14 protein-coding genes are annotated in these 16747 nt (G+C 65.1%); 5 read left to right on the top strand and 9 right to left on the bottom strand.

What is annotated here, in order from left to right; genetic code table 11:
• Nucleotides 1–14: 14 nt before the first annotated feature.
• From solA to L0U83_RS34575, 3 genes are all read right to left on the bottom strand, one after another.
• Complete coding sequence (gene solA, locus L0U83_RS34585; RefSeq protein ID WP_233888642.1) at nt 15–1253, bottom strand: N-methyl-L-tryptophan oxidase; 1239 nt, start codon at nt 1251–1253, stop codon at nt 15–17.
• A gap of 53 nt (nt 1254–1306) precedes the next feature.
• Nucleotides 1307–1588, bottom strand: coding sequence for a hypothetical protein (locus tag L0U83_RS34580; protein ID WP_233888641.1), 282 nt, complete (start codon nt 1586–1588; stop codon nt 1307–1309).
• 265 nt (nt 1589–1853) lie between these two features.
• The gene (locus L0U83_RS34575) at nt 1854–2879 is read right to left on the bottom strand and encodes a LacI family DNA-binding transcriptional regulator (protein WP_233888640.1); all 1026 of its coding nucleotides are present in this window, start codon (nt 2877–2879) and stop codon (nt 1854–1856) included.
• 206 nt (nt 2880–3085) lie between these two features.
• Here L0U83_RS34575 and L0U83_RS34570 point away from each other — a divergent pair, with 206 nt between their 5' ends.
• From L0U83_RS34570 to L0U83_RS34550, 5 genes are all read left to right on the top strand, one after another.
• Nucleotides 3086–4222, top strand: a complete 1137-nt coding sequence (locus L0U83_RS34570) for an ABC transporter ATP-binding protein (protein WP_233888639.1) — start codon at nt 3086–3088, stop codon at nt 4220–4222.
• 127 nt (nt 4223–4349) lie between these two features.
• On the top strand, nt 4350–5600 hold the full coding sequence (locus L0U83_RS34565; RefSeq protein WP_373321187.1) for an ABC transporter substrate-binding protein: 1251 nt from the start codon (nt 4350–4352) through the stop codon (nt 5598–5600).
• Nucleotides 5601–5660: 60 nt separating this feature from the next.
• A complete protein-coding gene (locus L0U83_RS34560) occupies nt 5661–6566 on the top strand; it encodes a carbohydrate ABC transporter permease (RefSeq protein WP_233888637.1) in 906 nt (301 codons plus the stop codon).
• A gap of 55 nt (nt 6567–6621) precedes the next feature.
• A complete protein-coding gene (locus L0U83_RS34555) occupies nt 6622–7473 on the top strand; it encodes a carbohydrate ABC transporter permease (protein ID WP_233888636.1) in 852 nt (283 codons plus the stop codon).
• A 77-nt stretch (nt 7474–7550) separates the two neighbouring features.
• Complete coding sequence (locus L0U83_RS34550) at nt 7551–9530, top strand: beta-galactosidase (RefSeq protein WP_233888635.1); 1980 nt, start codon at nt 7551–7553, stop codon at nt 9528–9530.
• A 55-nt stretch (nt 9531–9585) separates the two neighbouring features.
• Here L0U83_RS34550 and L0U83_RS34545 read toward each other — a convergent pair whose 3' ends face one another.
• The 6 genes from L0U83_RS34545 to L0U83_RS34520 all read right to left on the bottom strand — a co-directional run bounded on the left by L0U83_RS34545 (nt 9586) and on the right by L0U83_RS34520 (nt 16712).
• Nucleotides 9586–10659 carry a porin gene (locus tag L0U83_RS34545; RefSeq protein WP_233889163.1) on the bottom strand — a complete coding sequence of 358 codons (1074 nt, stop codon included), beginning with the start codon at nt 10657–10659 and terminating at the stop codon, nt 9586–9588.
• 452 nt (nt 10660–11111) lie between these two features.
• A complete protein-coding gene (locus L0U83_RS34540) occupies nt 11112–12668 on the bottom strand; it encodes an SH3 domain-containing C40 family peptidase (RefSeq protein WP_233888634.1) in 1557 nt (518 codons plus the stop codon).
• An 84-nt stretch (nt 12669–12752) separates the two neighbouring features.
• Nucleotides 12753–13799 carry an ABC transporter substrate-binding protein gene (locus L0U83_RS34535; RefSeq protein WP_233888633.1) on the bottom strand — a complete coding sequence of 349 codons (1047 nt, stop codon included), beginning with the start codon at nt 13797–13799 and terminating at the stop codon, nt 12753–12755.
• Nucleotides 13800–13811: 12 nt separating this feature from the next.
• A complete protein-coding gene (locus L0U83_RS34530) occupies nt 13812–14948 on the bottom strand; it encodes an NAD(P)/FAD-dependent oxidoreductase (protein WP_233888632.1) in 1137 nt (378 codons plus the stop codon).
• On the bottom strand, nt 14941–16371 hold the full coding sequence (locus L0U83_RS34525) for an FAD/NAD(P)-dependent oxidoreductase (protein ID WP_233888631.1): 1431 nt from the start codon (nt 16369–16371) through the stop codon (nt 14941–14943). Before L0U83_RS34525 ends, L0U83_RS34530 begins: the two co-directional genes overlap by 8 nt.
• 2 nt (nt 16372–16373) lie before the next feature.
• Nucleotides 16374–16712: a (2Fe-2S)-binding protein gene (locus L0U83_RS34520; RefSeq protein ID WP_233888630.1), complete on the bottom strand. Its 339-nt coding sequence runs from the start codon at nt 16710–16712 to the stop codon at nt 16374–16376.
• Between the last annotated feature and the right edge of the window lie 35 nt (nt 16713–16747).

The following is a 16747-nucleotide window of genomic DNA, read 5'->3' as shown; positions in this document are numbered from 1 at the left end:
CGTATCCCGCCTCATCATGCAAAGCGCTTGCGCGCGAACATCGCAAGGTCGATGCGGCTTTCGCCCTGCGTGATCCGCTCGGCCAGCGCCTCGCCAATCGCGCTGGCGAACTTGAAACCGTGCCCCGAAAAGCCCGTTGCGACGTGCACGTTCGGGCAGGTGGGCACCCGGTCGATGATGAAATGCTCGTCCGGCGTCATGTCGTATTCGCATGCGCGACCCACGCGCAGCTTGCCCGCGTCAGGTAAATAGCGTTCGAGGAAGGCCTGCAGATCGCCGAGATCGGTCGGCTCGGCGCCGAATGGCGCGAGCGGTGCGTCCGCCGCGATGGGTTCGCCGGCATCGTGGCGGCCCAGTTTCAGGCCGCTGCCGTCGAGATCGGGGAAGCCGTAATAGCCCCCGACTTCCGAGGCAACGAAAAAGCCGGGAAAACGCTCCGGCGCAAAGAGGCCGGGCTCGCATTCGAACCACGCGAAGCTCTTGCGCACGCGCGTGACCGGAACGTCGATGCCCAGCGGTGCGAGCAGGTCACGAGTCGATCTGCCGGCGCACACGATCAGGTCGCGCGCGGTGAACTTTTCGTGCTTGTCGCTCCAGACGTTGACGCTCTCCCGCCCATGGCACTCGACGCGCGTGACTCGCGTATTCGTGGCGAGCGTTGCGCCGAGTGCGGTCGCGAGTTGGCGGTAAGCGCTGATCGCGCGCTCGCAATAGAGCACGCCAGCGCCGGGTTCGAAGTTCGCGATTTGCTCCGGCTTGAGGCGCCATGCGGGCCAGCGCGTGCTGGCAGCGGCTGCGTCGAGCGTTTCCAGCGCAATGCCGTGGCTGGCGGCGCTCGCCTGCACCTCGCGCAGAAACGCGTCGCCGGGCGAGCCGATATTGACGACGCCCGTGCGCACGAAAAGGGCCGTTTGCGTTTGTTGCTCGAGGTCTTCCCAAAGCTGCTGGGCGCGCAGCGCGAGCGGCACGTAGGCGGCGCCTTCGCCATAGGCGTGGCGAATGAGGCGCGTGCCGCCGTGATGCGCACCCTGATCGTGAGGCGGATCGCCGGCGTCGAGCAGCAGCACCTTGTTGCCGAGCCGGCTCAGATAATAGCCGGCCGCCATGCCCATCGAGCCGGCGCCGACGATGATCGTGTCGAAATGTCGATTGCTTGCGTGTGTGTCCTGCATGTATGCCCCGTGCGCGCGGCGGCGCGCGAACGTTTGCGCGCCCGGCCCCCACATGGGGACCGGGCGCGCCGTGAAGGGCATTCATTGTCGGCGCTTCGCCCGCGCCTGTCGAGCGAGGCCGGGCGGCCGCCGGATCAGGCCCGCTCGTGCGGCGGCAGACTGAGGAGGGCGTCGCGTTCGAGCCGGTCGAGCAAGCCGACGATGCGCTTGCGCTGGGTCGCGACCAGATCGTAGGTTTCGGCTACGGCTCGCAGGCGCTTGCGCCAGTAGGCGTAGTCGAAGCCGCTCACAGCGGCGTCACCGTGGTGGCTGTAGTACTGGACCATGCGCTCGACGTGGTCGAGCTGCGTGTCGGCCAGCGCGGCGGGTAGTCGCCCCGTGATGTTCGGAGGCACGTGTTTGGCCAGGGTGCTCATGTTGTTCTTGGTTCTCTCAGGTCGCCTTTGTGGCTGCACGGCCTGGATCGTGGCGTTCCTGGCATATGAAATGCCGCGCACGGCTTGCCTCTCCCCCCGGCAGGCCTAGCCATGCAGAACGCAAGAATCCGGACCATCAGAGGGGCAAGCCGCCGCAGGAGCGGGCCGACTTGTCCCTTCGTGGCGCGAATTTAGCGCACTTTCCCGCGGCGGCTTGACCGTGCGTCTCAGTTCCCGGCGCAGTGGCGGTTTCGCGACACTGCATTCAGGCCCGCGCGCGCCGCCTGCGCGGCCCTGTGGACATGCGCGTGACGAGCTCCGGCGGCGGCCCGAGCACCATGGGCGGCTGCTGGTCCGGTTCGTCGATCAGCCGGATCAGGCTGCGGATCGACAGTTCCGCCACCGCGTCGGTCTGGATCGCGACCGTGGTGAGCGCGGGGCGCATCTGATGGGCGAGCTGAATGTCGGTGATGCCGATCACGGACACATCGTCGGGCACGGCGCGGCCCATGCTGACGAGCGCCTGAATCGCGCCAATCGCGAGCAGGTCGTTGGTCGCGAAGATCGCGCTCACGCCAGGGTGCCGCGCCAGCAATTCGTGGCCGGCCGCGTAGCCGGAGTCGATCGAGTCGCGCACCTGCATCTGCAGCAAGCTCTCGGGATCCACGCCGCCCTCGCGCAAGGCCGTTCGGAATCCTTCCGAACGCGCATCCTGCAAGCCGCCGCAGCCGTCGCCGATCAGCATGGCGATATTTCGGTGTCCCAACTCAAGCAGATGCTGTGCGGCAAGCGCGCCGGCACGCGCGAAGTCCACGGCCACGCACGGCAGCACGGGCGGATTCTCGGGGTGTTCCCACATCGCCAGCAGAATGGGGCCGTTGTGCATGGCCGAAATGCACAGTTCGTTCATGGCGATGTCGGTGTTCATCACGAGTACGCCGTCCGCGAAGGTGCCCGCAATCTGGTTCAGGTAGGCACGGCCAATTTGCGCGTCGTCGTCAGTGTTGCAGACCATCAGGAAGTGGCCCGCCTTGCGCGCGGCGCGCTCGGCCGCGAGTACGAACTCGGGGTAGAACGGGTTGGAGATGTTCGAGAGCATGAGCGCGAGCGTGGAGGAGCGGCCCTGCGCGAGCGCGCGCGCGTTGAGGTTGGGCCGGTAGCCCAGTTCGGCGATGGCCTGCAGCACGCGCTCGGCCGTCTCGGGACGGACCTTCTCGCGGTTGCGCAGCACGTTCGAGACGGTCGCCGCGGTGACACGTGCGCGGCGCGCGACTTCTGACAAGGTGACCATGTAGGGCCTTTCCCACATTGAGGGAAGATGATTCAAATGTTGCAATGCTGCGGCCGGGTTTGCTACTTTTCTCCCACAACATCAACGGAGACGACGAATGCGCGAATATGCCGGATTCGAATTTAAGCGGTTAAATGCCCGCCGTGCAAGGGCTGCGTGCTGTTTTCAGCATAAAAATTTAAGCGCTTAAATTTCGAGGCGAGAACATGGCGACGATACAGCTCTCGGGCGTCGGCAAACGCTACGGCGACCACCCGCCCGTGGTCCGGCGTGTCGATCTCGACATCGGGCATCACGAGTTTTGCGTGTTCCTCGGGCCGTCCGGTTGCGGCAAGTCCACGCTTCTGCGCATGATCGCGGGCCTGGAGGAATTGAGCGAAGGCGAACTGCGCATCGGTTCGCGTGTGGTGACGGACGTGCCCGCCGCCGAGCGTGGCGTGGCGATGGTGTTCCAGAGTTACGCGCTCTTTCCACACATGACGGTGTTCGAAAACATCGCGTTCGGCCTGAAGATCGCGAAGGTGCCGAAAGCCGAGATCGAGCGCCGCGTGCGCGACGCCGCGCGCAGCCTGCAACTGGAGGCGCTGCTTGATCGGCATCCCAAGGCGCTATCGGGCGGGCAGCGGCAGCGCGTTGCCATCGGCCGCGCTATCGTGCGTGAGCCCGGCGTGTTCCTGTTCGACGAGCCGCTTTCCAACCTCGACGCCGCGTTGCGCAGCCACACACGTGTGGAGATCGCGCGCCTGCACCAGCGCTTCACGGATGCGAGCGTCGTGTACGTCACGCATGACCAGGTCGAGGCGATGACGCTCGCCGATCGCATCGTGCTGTTGCACGCGGGCGCCGACATGGAGCGCCACGGCAGCGTGGCGCAAAGCGGCGCGCCGCTCGATCTGTATCACCATCCGAAGTCGCGCTTCGTGGCCGGGTTCATCGGCTCGCCGCGCATGAACTTCATCGATGCGACCGTCGACTCGGTGGAGGAGGAGGGCGTGCGCATCACGCTCCAGGGCGGCGAGACGCTGCTTGCCTGCGTGGACGGCCGTGCATTGCAGCGCGGCCAGCCGGTCACGCTGGGCGTGCGTCCCGAGCATCTGCGGCTGAGCGGCGACGATCAATCGATTGCGTGCGCAACGGTCCTCGCCGAGCGCCTCGGCGAACATAGCTATCTGCACGCGGATCATGCGGCAGGCACACTGGTCGCCAAAGCGCCGGGCGATTCGCCCGTTGGTGTGGGCGAACGCATCCGCGTACACGTGCCGCCGCAAGCGTGCCATTTGTTCGACGCCGAAGGCGTTGCGTTGCGCCGGCTCGCGGCAGCGCACGCGCCGGCGCTGGCCTGATTTCGTTATACCCCGCCGGTAGAGCGGGTCACCAGGTCTGGCGGCGCGAGTGCCGTCAGTCGACAAAGGCAGTCCAACAGCATGTTGGATGGATCGACATAGGAGACAACAGATGTTTTCTAATCGCATGAAAACGTTCGGTTCGCTAGCCCGCGCCTCGGCCGCCGTTGCGATCGTTGCAGCGACGGCGTTCACGAGCATCGCCGCCAATGCCGGGACGCTCACGGTCAACGTCTCGGCGCGCGCCAACCAGCGCTCGACATGGCAAGACGCCTTCGACAAATTCCAGAAGGCCAACCCCGACGTCAACCTCAAGGTATCCTATATAACGGAGGAGGCCTACAAGGTGCAGATGGGCGGCTGGCTCGCGACCGATCCGCCCGACGTGGTGTCGTGGCACGACGGCGAGCGCATGGCCTACTACGCTCAGCGCGGCCTGCTGGAAGACCTTTCGCCGGACTGGGCCAAAAACGGCTGGAACGAACAGTATGCGTCGGTGAAGGGCGCGTCCACATGGAACGGCAAGCAGTACGCCGCGCCGCTGGGCTATGACGCCTATGGCTTCTTCTACCGCAAGGATCTGTTCGCCAAGGCCGGCATCAAGTCCGAGCCGAAGACCTTCGACGAGTTGCTGGAGAGCTGCAAGAAGCTCAACGCCATTGGCGTGCAGCCCATTGCCGTGGCCGCGCGCGATAGCTGGACGCTGGCTGCCTGGTTCGACTATCTGGACCTGCGCATCAACGGCAACGAGTTCCATCAGCAGTTGATGGCCGGTCAGATTCCCTATACCGATCCACGCGTGAAGAAGGTGTACACCACCTGGAAGACGCTGATGGACAACCATTGCTTCATGGAAAACGCGCTCTCCTACGATGTGGATTCGATCGCGCCGGTGCTCGTAAACGGCAAGGCGGCGATGATGCTGATGGGCACGTTCTTCTCGGCTAGCTTCCCGGCGAACATGAAGCAGGATGTGGGCTTCTTCCGCTTCCCGATCATCGACGCCAATGTGCCGACGGCCGAAGACGGTCCCGTGAACGTGCTGCTCATTCCGGCGAAGGCCAAAAACAAGGCCGATGCGCGCCGTCTGCTGGCCTTCATGGAAACACCCGCGATCAACGCCGAACTCGCGCAGGGCTGGGGCCAGCTGCCTTCGAACAACAAGGCCGCGGAGCCTGACGATCCGATCTCCAAGGTGGGCTTCCAGACGCTCGCGAGCACGCGCGGGGGCATTGCGCAGTTCTACGACCGCGACATGCAAAAGGAAATGGCCGACGAAGGCATGAAGGCCATGCAGCAGTTCTACAGCGACCCGTCGCAACTCGACACGCTGCTTGCGCGCCTCGAAACGACGCGCCAGCGCATCTACCACAAGTAAAGCCGCGGTGCGGCCGGCGCAACTGGCCGCACCTTCTCCGATCACCGGCGAGACTTCACCATGTCCGATACCTTGGCGCGCCCCATTGGGGCGGCGCGGCCACGTCGCGTCTCTACTGTGCGGCGGCAACAGAATCGTGCCGCGCTGTTTTTCCTGCTGCCGGGCTGCGCGCTCTTCACGCTGTGCGTGATCTACCCGATCTTCAGTAGCATTACGCTCAGCTTCTATAACTGGGACGGCATGACCGCGAAGACATTCGTCGGACTCGCCAATTACGTCGAACTGTTCCAGACCGACACGTTCTATACCGCGCTCAAGAACAATCTGCTGTGGCTTGTGCTGTTCCTGCTTGCGCCGCCGCTCGGTCTCGTGTTCGCGCTCTATCTGAACCAGCATGTGCGCGGCATACGCGCGGTGAAGTCCCTGTTCTTCGCGCCGTTCGTGCTCTCCGGCGTGGTGGTGGGCCTCGTGTTCTCGTGGTTCTACGACCCGACCTTCGGTCTGCTCAAGATGATCGTTGGGCACGGCATACCCGTGCTGGGCGACCCAAAGCTCGTGACGTTCGGCATCATCTTCGCCGCGCTCTGGCCGCAAACGCCGTTCTGCATGATTCTGTATCTCACGGGTCTCACGGGCATCAACCCGGAGATCGTGGAGGCCGCGCGCATGGAAGGCGCGAAGGGTTGGCGCCTGTTCTGGCACGTGGTGCTCCCGCAGCTTCGCCCGGCCACGTTCATGGCCATCGTGCTCACGGTGATCGGTGCGCTGCGCAGCTTCGACCTGATTGCGGTCATGAGCGGCGGCGGCCCGTTCGACAGCTCGACCGTGCTCGCGTACTTCATGTACGACCAGGCGATCAAGTATTACCGCGAAGGCTATTCGGCGGCGATTGCCGTCGTGCTGTTCGCCATCATGCTCGTTTATATCGTGTTCCATTTGCGCCGCATGCTGCGCGAAGAACGCTGAATTTCTCGTCGCTTTTTCGTACGCATTTTTGTAGATAGTCACGGAGTCGCTGCCCATGTATCCGCTTCCCGTCGATCGCTGGAAACCCGCGAATCGCGCGCTCTACAAGATCTCATTGCCGATTGCGCTCGTCATCTGGCTGCTGCCCATGCTCGCGGTGCTCGTCACGTCGATTCGTTCTACAGAGGAATTGCAGCAGGGCGACTATTGGGGCTGGCCGAAGCACTTCGCCCTGCTGGATAACTACGGCGCGGCGCTCACGCAAACGCCCATGCTCCATTACTTCGCGAACAGTGTGCTGATTACGGTGCCTTCGGTGATCGGCGCCATCGCGCTGGCTTCGATGGCGGGCTTCGCGCTCTCCACGTATCGGTTCCGGGGCAACACGGCGGTCTTGTTCGCCTTCGTCGCGGGCAATTTCGTGCCGATCCAGATCCTCATGATTCCGGTGCGCGACATGGCGCTGCGCGTGGGGCTCTACAACACCGTGTGGGCGCTCGTCATCTTTCACGTGTCGTTCCAGACTGGTTTTTGCACGCTGTTCCTGCGCAATTTCATCAAGCAGTTGCCTTTCGAGTTGATCGAGGCCGCGCGCGTGGAAGGCGCGAGCGAATGGGCGATCTACTGGCGCATAGTCATGCCGCTCGTGCGGCCGGCGCTCGCCGCGCTCGGCATTCTCGTGTTCACGTTTGTCTGGAACGACTACTTCTGGGCGCTGTGTCTCACGCAAGGCGACGACGCCGCGCCGATCACGGTGGGCGTGGCGGCGCTCAAGGGGCAGTGGACCACGGCATGGAATCTCGTGGCGGCGGGCTCGGTGCTCGCGGCGCTGCCTTCGGTCCTGATGTTCTTCGCCATGCAAAAACACTTTGTCGCGGGGCTTACCTTCGGCGCGAGCAAGGGCTGATTGAGCCCGGCCGCAGCCGAAGGCCCTTTTTTATCTCATTCGTCATCCTGACGTTATTCCGAGGCGGATTGTCACTCATGCAAATCGGTGTTTGCTACTACCCCGAACAATGGCCGCGCACGATGTGGGCCGACGACGCGCGCCGCATGGTCGAACTCGGCATCACGCACGTGCGCATTGGCGAATTCGCCTGGAGCCGCATGGAACCGCGCGCGGGCGTGTATGAATGGGCCTGGCTCGACGACGCGATCGAAACGCTTGCTGAGCGCGGCCTGAAGATCGTGCTCGGCACGCCCACGGCATCGCCGCCGAAGTGGCTCGTCGATGCGACGCCCGGCATGCTCCCCGTGCGCGCGGACGGCACGCCCTGGAACTACGGCTCGCGGCGCCACTACGACATTGCGAGCGAGGCGTATCGCGCGCATTGCGTGCGCATCACCCAGGCGATGGCGCAGCGCTACGGCGCACATCCGGCGGTGGTCGCATGGCAGACCGACAACGAATTGGGCTGCCACGACACCGTGCCGAGCTGGTCGGACGCTGCGCAGCACCGCTTTCAGGCGTGGCTCGCAAAGCGCTACGGCACGATTGAATCGCTCAACGAAGCATGGGGCAACGTGTTCTGGAGCATGGAGTACCCGTCGTTCGAAGCGGTGGGGCTGCCGGTACGCACGCCGACCGACGCCAACCCGGCGCATCATCTGGATTTTCGACGTTACATGTCCGACGAAGTCGCGAGCTTTCATCGCGAGCAGGCGGACGTGCTGCGCCGTCACGCGCCGAACGCGGATGTGCTGCACAACTTCATGGGCTTTTTCACGACCTTCGACCACTACCGGTTCGCCGCGGACAAGGCCATCGACGTGGCGACGTGGGACAGCTATCCGATCGCGCGCACCGAAGTGATCGGGTTGCCGGAAGCGGACAAGGCCCGCTACGCACGCACCGCGCACCCCGATGTCTCCTCGTTCGACCACGACCGTTACCGCACGATTGGCGGCGGACGCTTCTGGGTGATGGAGCAGCAGGCGGGGCCGGTGAACTGGGCGCCGTGGAATCCGGTGCCTGCGCCGGGCATGGTGCGCCTGTGGGCCTATGAAGCGTTCGCGCACGGCGCCGAACTCGTTTCGTATTTCCGCTGGCGGCAGTGCCCGTATGCGCAGGAGCAGATGCATTCGGGCCTGAATCTGCCGAATAACGAACTGTCACCAGGTGGACGCGAAGTGGAACAGGCCGCGCGCGAGATCGCGGCGAGCGACGTGTTGCGCACGCTCGCGCCGGCGGGGCGCGCACAGGTCGCGCTCGTCTTCGACTACGAAACACAGTGGATGTTCGAGATACAGCGTCACGGCGCGAGCTTCGACTATCAGACGCTCGCGTTCGACTACTACAGCGCGCTGCGCGAACTCGGCCTCGATGTCGAAATCGTCTCGCGGCATGCGGATCTCTCGACGTATCGACTCGTGGTGGTGCCGTCGCTGGCGGTGATCGACGACGCCTTCGTCGATCAGATCGAGCGCAGCGACGGGCTCTGGGTGTTCGGGCCGCGCAGCGGTTCGAAGACCGCGCACTTCGCGATTCCCGGCGATTTGCCGCCCGGCGCATTGCAGCGGGTGCTGCCCATGCAGGTGATCGAGGCCGAATCACTGCGGCCAACGCTCGCGCCCGCAACCACGATAGGCGGCGTGCAAGGCGAGGCGTTGCATTGGCGGGACCACGTGCGCGCGAACGCAGCCACGCGCGTTCAGGCGCAATTCGAAGACGGCTGGCCCGCGTTGCTTGCACATGGCCGCGTGCGATACGCGGCCGCGTGGTTCACGCGCGAGCTGCATCTCGCCATGTTCGAAGAAACCGCGCGCGGCTCGGGCCTCGAAACGCAGCGCCTGCCGGAAGGGATGCGCGTGAGCCGGCGCGATGGATTGTGTTTCGCCTTCAACTTTGGCGAGCAACGCGCGCAGGCTCCAGCCCCCGAAGGGGCACAGTTCGTGCTGGGCGTGCGTGAGCTTGCGCGAGGCGACGTGTGCGCGTGGCGAGAAGGCCCGCAGCGCGGCAGCTAGCCCACGAGAGTGTGTTCCGCGTCGCGCTACGCGCTCCGCGGAACACTGGCGCGTATCAGAACAGGTGCCGTATGCCGATGCTGGCGCCCACCGTCGAGCCGGAGACTTCGAAGAGCGCGTTGTTGATCGACAAGCCCGTGTCCATGCGTCCGTGATTGTTCACGTAGCCAAACTGGCCGTAGAGCGTCGTGCGTTTGGAGAGGAAGAACTGCACGCCGCTCGACGCCAGAAGCGAGTGATTGCTGCCGTCGTTGCCGTCTCGCGTGTACCAGACGCCTGCGTCGACGTCGAGATAGGGCGTGATCATATAGCTGAGCCCGCCAGAGTAGACGCTATTGTCGAAAGACTGCGCCACCTTGTAGAGCGCGTATGAAGCGGAGATCGTGAGCGAGTTCTGGAAGCGGTAGCTCGCGCCAATTGTGCGGCCCACGAACTCCACGGTGCTCGGCACAGGCGTGGAGGTCGCGCTGCCTCCGGCGTTGCCGCTATAGAGCGCGCCCGTAAGCGTGAAGCCTCCGATGTGGTAGCGCAGGCTCGCCGAATACTGGCGTCCCGCCTGGAAGTCGCCCGCTGCGCCGCCCATGGCGAACATGCCCATTGCCTGGATGCCGGCGATTTCCGGCGACGTGTACGTGAGCGCGTTGCTGTTGAAGAGGCCGGTGACGTACACGTTGTTCACGTAGCTCACGAGGCCGCTGCCGAAGTACGACATGCCGCGCGGGTCCGTTTGGTAAAGCGAGAGGAAGAACGGTGAGTACTGCAAACCAGCCTTGACCGTACCGTAGGGGCTTTCCATGCCGACCCACGCCTGGCGCCCGAAGAAGTTGCCGTTGGAATTGCTGAACTTGCCGTTCGCGACGCTAATGCCGCTTTCGAGCGCGAAAACCGCGCGCATGCCACCGCCCAGGTCCTCGGCGCCGCGCATGCCGAAGTTCGAGCCGGACATGCCGCTGTCCGTGAACGAGAACTGGTGACCGGCGTTCTGTCCCGTCAGCATGTTCATCGTATGGCTCGTATAGAGAATCGATCCATCGACGATGCCATACAGCGTGACGCTGCTCTGCGCGCTCGCGACACCTGCCGCGCCCATCAAACCGGCCGCCGCAAGGCAGCGCGCCAGCCATTTCATGCCGAGTTCGTCGCGTTGTAACATTTCGTCATCCTTAGTGTTATTTATGGATTGAGGTCGATGCCGACAGGGTGTTGCGGGCGCTTCAGGCAATTCTCCAGCTAAAACCGCAGGCAAAACTGCGGGCAACAGGAGGCCGGGGTTCCTCGCGGAACCGCTCGAATCGGGAAGCTGGGAGTACTGCTCGGAGTGCTACTGGGCGTACTGCGATCTGGCGCGCCGGCCGGGATCCTCTCGCCCGCGCAGGAGCAGCGTGGGCGAGCGCATGGTCATCGTGGGCCTGCTGCAAGGCATGAGCCGGATTGAATGCGCGTTCACCGATCGCTTCTCCCCTGACGAGAGGTGTGCAACGTTGACGGAATGCTACGTTCGATGGGGGCTATTTTTGTACGACCGTGCGGAATCTGTCATCCTGGGAGAAACGATCACATTCTGCATAGGAACAACACCCCTTATCCCGCCGGATTTTCCTCATCCTGAGGCGGCGTGGTCCCCGCGGGCGTGCCCAGAATGCTGACCTGGAAGACCGCTGTGCCCGCAAGCGATTCGAGGCTCGGGTCTTCGGGGTAGCTCAGCAGCAGCGGGAGGATCACCGAGCCGCCAATCACAGAGCGGCGGCTGTTGTCGGCGGGTCGCAGGCCCCACACGTCCTGATAGACGAGCGGCACAGTCTTGCCGTCGCGCTCCGTGTTGCCGAGATAGAGCATCACGTGGCCGCCAATATAGATGAGCGTGCGCATGGGCGCGCCGTGCTGCACGAGCCAGTCGAGGCGTTGCGCGGGCGTGGACGCCGAAAGATCGGTCATCGCTCCGGCGTTCATTTGCGTGGACGAATGGCGCGGCAGCCACACGCCGAACGCCGCGAAAATGCTCTGCAGTTCGGCCGAGCAGTCGTTGTCGAAGTTCGTGTTGCCCCAGCCATAGGGGCGGCCGATCAGCGCCTTCATCAGCTGCGCGAGATGGCGCGGCGTGGCCGCGAGCGGCGCCGGCACGATGGCGCTGGAATCGAGCGCCGCTGTGCGGATCGCGGCGCGGCCGTTTATGTCGCGGGCAGGCACGAGCACTTCGCCCGGCGTCGCGCCCGAAGCGGGCCGCAGCGGCAGCAGCGTGCCTGCGGGCGCTTCGAAGCGGAACACGCCGCCGCCGTCGCGCAGCACGGCGGACGCCACCACCACGACGCCGAGCGACTGGCGCGCTGCCGCGCGCCACGCCGAAACGAAGGCCTCATCGACGCTCGCCACGCCGTCGCTGCGCACCCAGCCTTGGACGTCCGGCGTCTGCACGTAGCGCCAGGCGCCGTCGGCGCTCGTGCCGAGCACGTAGAGCGGCGTGCCCGGCCGCACGACGCTCACCTGGAGGTTGTCGAAGGGATAGCCTTCGCCAGCAATGCGGTGTGAGTAGAACGACGGGTCAATGGTGGGCAGTTCGCGCACGTATAGCGCGGTCGTGGCGATGGCGCGTCGGGTCGCGTCGAAGCCGCTCGCCTGCTCGAACTGGTTGACGTTGGCGTTGCGCTCGATGGCGTCGATCCACGCCTTCGTGTGCGGCCGGAAATTCATGCCGTAGCCAATGCGTCGCGGCGCCTTGTCCGTGTTGTCGAAGTAGGCGAGGCGGCGCGTTTGCAGGGCGGCAATGTCGCTGCCGCCGTCGCGATACACGTGCTGCTCGACAAACGCGCGATTCCACGGCGAGGGGTCGTTCGGACCCGCACCGAAATAGCGCGCGACGAGCGCATTGAAATGCACGCGCTGGACTTCGGGGGACAAGAACGGCTTGTCGTAATCGGCGCTGGCCGGATCGATCCAGTGATCGACGTTCTGGTCGTAATGCTCGATCGGAAAGAGCGTGACCGTATCGGGCGGGAGCGTTTGCGCCTGATTTTGCGAGACCGGCCCGGTTGTGCACCCCGGCAGCACGCACGCGGCGGCTAGCGCCAGTGCGAGGATGCGCTCGCGCGAAGCGCGGGAGAAAGCGGAAAGGCGAAAGGAAGAATCGAGGGCAGAGCGCATGGGCGAGCGGGCGGTTCGACAACCCGTGGATGATACAGGACGCGCCGCGCCCGCCGCCCTCACTGTTGCCCGCCAATCAATCGATCATTGCTCGATCTGCCTGTTCCAGCGCGAATCCCACTGCGCACGGTGTTCGTTGATGACGTCCCAGTCCACCACCGTCACCTTCTTCACGAGCTGGTCGAGGTTGCCCAGGCTCTTTTGCATGTCGGGCGGCATGGTCGCGTTCTGGTTGGTCGGGATCTGCTTGCCGGCGGCGGCCGCCTTGCTTTGCGCAGGCGTCGAAAGCAGGAACTGCGCGAGCTTTTGCGCGAGTTGCGGGTCCGGGTTGTTCTTCACGACACACAGGTCTACGAGCAGCAACACCGCGCCTTCCTTCGGGTTGGCGTAGGCCACGGGCAAGCCCTTGTCCTTCAGATCGCCCACTGCCGTGGGCGTGAGCGGGAAGAGGCCGGCCTCGCCGGTCTGGATCATCTCCGAGAGCTTGGCCGAGTTCGGAATGTATTCAACGACGTTCGGCCCCACCGTGCTAGCCCACTTCGTGAAGCCCGGCTCGACATTGGTCTCGCTGCCGCCCATCAGGCGGTTGATGGCGAGAAAGCCATGCAGCCCGAAGGTGCTGCTCGAAGCCGACTGGAACACGACCTTGCCTTTGTACCTGGGATTGGCGAAATCGAGCCACGAAGTGGGCGGAGCCCAGCCTTTATCCGCGAACAGCTTCGTGTTATAGCCGATCCCCGTCATGCCGAGTTGCACGCCCGCGCCCACGTCGCCTTTCATGCGCGCGAACGGATAAAGCTCCTTGAGCACCGGCGAATCGTCGAGCTTCTCGCATACGCCCATGCTCACGGCGCGCGCCATCACGCCGTCGTCGAGAAAGGCGACATGCATCTGCGGGCTGTTGCGGTTGGCGAGGAGCTTCGCGAGCACGTCGGAGGAGGTGCCCGGCACGACCACCACCTTCACGTTGTTGGCCTTCTCGAAGTCGGGCAGGACCTGGCTCGTGTAGGCCTTCTCCATCGGGCCGCCGTTCATGCCGACGTAGATCGTCTTCGTTTGCGACCAGGCGCTGGCGGAGAAGCCAACGGCAACGAGTGCGGCGAGCGAAACCAGCGTGCGTGTGAATTTCATCGTGGGGACTCCTTATTTGATTGGGAGAGCGGCATGAACGGAAGACTGTGTGAAGCGGCCGATAGCGAACGCTTCGATGGGTGTGCTCGTCGCGCCATCGGTGACGAGTTCTGCGAGGACTTCGCCCACGCCCGGCGCGAGCAAAAAGCCGCCGCCGGAAAAGCCGAAGGCATGCAAGAGGCGCGGCGTGGTGTTGCTGAATCCGATGATCGGGTTGCTGTCCGGCGTTTCGCCTTCCACGCCGCTCCACGTGCGGATCAGCAGGGCGTCGCGCAGGCCGGGCAGCAGCGCGCAGGCGTCGCGCATGACGGCGCGCGTGGTGGCGGTGGAAGGCTGCGCGTATTCTCCGTCGCCATGTCCGCGTCCGCCGCCTATCACGCAGTTGCCGCGCTCGACCTGCCGTGCGTAGACGCCGCCGCCGTACACGCCGAGGTTATGTTCGATGAAGCGCGGCAGCGGCTCGGTCACCCACATGTTCGGGTAGATCGGCTTCATCGGCACGGTTTCGCCGAATGCGCCCGCCACCGTATTGGCCCAGGCGCCCGACGAGTTGATGAGCCAGTCGGCGCTGATGCGCTCGTTGCCCGCACGCATCTGAAAGCGCCGGCCGTCGAAGCTCAAGTCGCTGAGCGCGGTCTGCTCCTGCACGTGTGCGCCAGCGCGCCGCGCCGCCGCCGCGAAGCCTGGCGAGACGAGACGCGGATTCGCATGGCCGTCGCTCGCGCAGAGCGCCCCGCCGATGGCAGCCCGGCCGAGCCACGGGTAGCGGCGGCGAAATGCGTCGCCGCTCATGACCAGCGACTCCACGCCGAACTCGCGCGCCATGGCAGACCATGCGTGGAGTGCCTCGAGGTCGCTGTCGCGGCGCGCGAGGCGCAAGTGCCCCGACACGACGAATTCGCCGTCGATGCCGATCAGTTCCGGCAAGCGGTTCCACACGCGGCGGGCGCGCACCGCGAGCGGCAGTTGCTCGGCGCTGCGGCCGTGAGTGCGCACGCCGCCGTAGTTCACGCCGCTCGCCTGCGCGCCGCAAAAGCGCCGCTCGAACAAGCCGACGCTCACGCCCTTGCGCGCGAGCGCGAGCGCCGCCGATGCGCCGACGAGGCCGCCGCCCGCAATCACAACCTGGAAGTGGCGCGTGTCACTCATCGTGGGCTTCCTCTTCGATGACCTGCACGCCGTCGTCGAACAGCATGGGCGAAATCGGGATCGGCTTGATGGGCGCCTGGCTGCGCAAACGGCCCACTTCGTGCAGCGGCTTGCCGGTTTCAGCGCTGAGGAGCGCCATGGCGGATTCGCCGCACATACGCCCCTGGCAGCGCCCCATGCCGATGCGTGTGAGCGCCTTCAGGCGATTGACTTCGGTGGCGAGACCGTTGCGTATGCAACTACGCAGCGTGCCGGCATCGACTTCCTCGCAGCGGCAGATGGTCAGGTCGTCGGGCCAGTTGGCGGCGCAGTTGGCCGGAGGCGCGAATGCCTGCTCGATGCCGTCGCGAAAGCGCGTAATGCGCTCGAGGCGCTTTTCGATCGTCGCGGCATCGGGCAAATCGGCATCGTGCCGTGGCGCTTTGATGTCCATGTCTTCGAGCACCGCGAGTGCGGCGCGGCGGCCCGCGAGTTCGGCGGCATCGGCGCCTGCGATACCCGCGCCGTCGCCGGCCAGATAGACGCCCGGCACGGAGCTGCGGCCTGCCGCATCGCGTTCGGGCAGCCAGCAGCGGTTGAGGCTGTCGAAGGCGAAGCGGCAGCCCGCGAGATCGGCGAGCTGGGTTTCGGGCCGCAAGCCGTAGCCGAGGCCGACTGCATCGCAAGCAATCGCATGCTCTTTCCCATCGGCCGCGTGCCAGCGGATGTATTGCGCCGCTTCGTCGCCTTCGATGGCCGCGAGCGAAACGCCATGCTCCATGCGCACGCCATGCGCCTTGAGCCACGCGACGTAATACACGCCCTTGGCGAAGGTGCCCGGCTGGTTGAGCAGCTTCGACGCAGCGGCGGCCTGGCGCGCGAACGGGCTCGTGTCGAGCACGGCGGCCACTTGCGCGCCCGCTTTTGCATACTGGTAGGCGACGAGATAGAGCAGCGGCCCGGTGCCCGCGAACACTGTGCGCTGGCCAATGGCGCAGCCCTGCGCCTTCAACGCGACCTGCGCGCCGCCGAGCGTATAAACGCCTGGCAGCGTCCAGCCGGGCAGCGGTACGATGCGGTCGGTCGCGCCACTCGCGATGATCAGATGCGACCACGGCACACTGGCCTCGCGGCCCTCGCGCAGGGTGTCGAGCCGCCCCGGCTCGCACGACCAGGCGAGCGTATTGGGCCGATAGTCGATCTTCGGGAGGAGGTCGGCCATGGCGCGATGGACGGCATCGGCTTTCTTTGCCTCGAAGCCATACAGCGCGGCTTTCGTACGCGAGAAGCCCGCTTCGGAGGCGGGCTGGCGATAGATCTGGCCACCCCAGCGCGCGTTTTCGTCGATCACAGTGGGGCGCAGTCCGGCTGCCACGAGCGTTTGCGCGGCGCGAATGCCGGCCGGCCCCGCACCGACGATGACAACGCGAGGAGGCTTGGTCATGCTCATCGCGCACCTCCGTCGTAAACTTCGGCATCCAGATCAATTCGCGTCAGCACGCGCATGCCTTCTCGCAGCGGCGTAGAGCAGGCGCGCAGGCGCGTGCCGTCCTCGCTGCGGACCCAGCAATCCTGGCAAGCGCCGATCAGGCAGAAGCCCGCGCGCGGCGCTGTACTGAAGTCGCTGAGGCGCACGTGCCGCTGGTGCGTGAGGATCGCGGTGAGCAGCGTATCGCCCGCGAGCGCCTTGATTTCGACGCCATCTAATACGAAGGAAACACTCGCGCGCGCGGTCTCGGCAACGCGGACGAACTGGGCAGGGGAAAGCGGCGTGACGGTGCTCATGGAAGGTCAGTGGCGCGGCAGCAGGAATCGGAAGA

This window comes from Paraburkholderia flagellata (assembly GCF_021390645.1).
Classification (GTDB): domain Bacteria; phylum Pseudomonadota; class Gammaproteobacteria; order Burkholderiales; family Burkholderiaceae; genus Paraburkholderia; species Paraburkholderia flagellata.
This window is presented reverse-complemented; position numbering and strand designations above follow the sequence as displayed.